Origin of the sequence: Mesorhizobium sp. (assembly GCF_004962245.1) — a bacterium.
GTDB lineage: Bacteria > Pseudomonadota > Alphaproteobacteria > Rhizobiales > Rhizobiaceae > Mesorhizobium.
The window spans coordinates 1-1,275 of record NZ_SUHQ01000090.1 but is presented as its reverse complement, the minus strand read 5'-3'; the positions used below and the strand labels follow the sequence as shown (position 1 = coordinate 1,275).

Sequence of the window (1,275 nt, the reverse complement as noted above, 5' to 3'; positions counted from 1 at the left end):
AGATAGACCCCGATCCGATAGCCGTCCCATTTGATTTCGTGCAGCCAATCAGGGCCCTGTGGGACGCGACCGACCAGCGTCGGCAGGAGGGGCGGGATTACGCCGGCGGCAATACTCGGCCGGTCACGAGCGCTGGTGGTACGGCGCGCCCATTTCATGATGCCTTCCGATCCCGTGATCTGAAAAGCGCGAATGTCACGTCGTTGTCATCCCATACCTTCAACCCATCGACCTGAATGGTCAGACGATCGCCCGGCTCGATCTTGGGAGGCAGCATCAGTGTATCGAGCAGATAACACTGGCAAACATCGAGCCGGTGCGGTTGAACAAGCGAATTGCCGCCAATGTCTCGCGATCATCCATGGTGTCGCCCCAGCTGTTGGCGATCGACTGGACTTCCCAGCTGTTGCGCCGGATCTCGCACCGGACGGCCTCGTCGAGGCAAATGACCGCAGTCTCGTTCATGTCGAGAGAATATACAGCGGTCAAGTTTGTTCCAGCACCTTGACCGCAATAGGCAGTGGCCGGAGTCTCCTGACAGAGAGCGTGTCGCCGGCTTTCAGTGATGGGTCCTCGTATTCTCTGACCAGTGCGTCGCCGGGGAACCGGGATCCAGATAGCGCCCGATCGATCGCAGGTAGGCAACGATTTCCTGTTTGAGGAAATCGCGATCGCCGTATTTCTCGTCGATCTTCTTAATCTTCGGCATGACAACTTCCTGTGCTGCCGGCGACAGGTCGACGTCCCCGAGCACATATCCGTGATGGCCGATGGCGCAGATGTCGCAGCCTGCCTTGATGATCGCATCAACAAACGCCGGAACCTCGCTCGCCTTCATGAGCCGCTTGTTACTTGCCGCCATGAATGTCACTCCCGTTTGCAGCATGAACAGCAGAAGTGAATAAGGGCGCGGCTGGCGCCGCGCCGTCATAGCCGTTGCCGCCTTCGTCAGTCTCCTTCGTCTTCAGGTGGTGAAGAAAGCTCAGAATGGCTTGAAGCGTGAGCCCGTCGAAATTCGCCAGCTTTTCAACGATCGCCATACGAGTTTCCGCTTCGGCCTGGTCTTCACCCCAAAGATGCGGCGCGACCGGGTACATCTCCACCGGTGAGATGCTCAGCACTTCGCAGATGTGAAGGAGCCGGCCGACAGTCAGCCGCGAAACCGCGTTTTCGTAGCGATTATAAACCTGGTCGCTGAGCCCGAGCATCGGCGCCAGCTTCGATCGCGGGATTTTCCGCCGGTCGCGAGCGTTGCGAATGTTGGTGCTGATCTTT

The 1,275-nt window shown here is 58.4% G+C and carries 4 protein-coding genes; 1 reads left to right on the top strand and 3 read right to left on the bottom strand.

Going from position 1 to position 1,275, the window contains the following annotated elements; translation table 11 throughout:
- Positions 1–236, top strand: a 236-nt coding sequence (locus tag E5X88_RS33460) for a hypothetical protein (protein ID WP_292168545.1), incomplete at its 5' end; no start/stop codon positions are given.
- A 40-nt stretch (positions 237–276) separates the two neighbouring features.
- Here the strand turns inward: E5X88_RS33460 and E5X88_RS33455 are convergent.
- The 3 genes from E5X88_RS33455 to E5X88_RS33445 all read right to left on the bottom strand — a co-directional run.
- Positions 277–489 carry a hypothetical protein gene (locus E5X88_RS33455; protein ID WP_292168543.1) on the bottom strand — a complete coding sequence of 71 codons (213 nt, stop codon included), beginning with the start codon at positions 487–489 and terminating at the stop codon, positions 277–279.
- A gap of 70 nt (positions 490–559) precedes the next feature.
- Positions 560–862, bottom strand: coding sequence for a hypothetical protein (locus E5X88_RS33450; protein WP_292168541.1), 303 nt, complete (start codon positions 860–862; stop codon positions 560–562).
- On the bottom strand, positions 849–1,275 hold a 427-nt coding region (locus E5X88_RS33445), incomplete at its 5' end, for a helix-turn-helix transcriptional regulator (protein WP_292168539.1). The genes E5X88_RS33450 and E5X88_RS33445, both read right to left, overlap by 14 nt.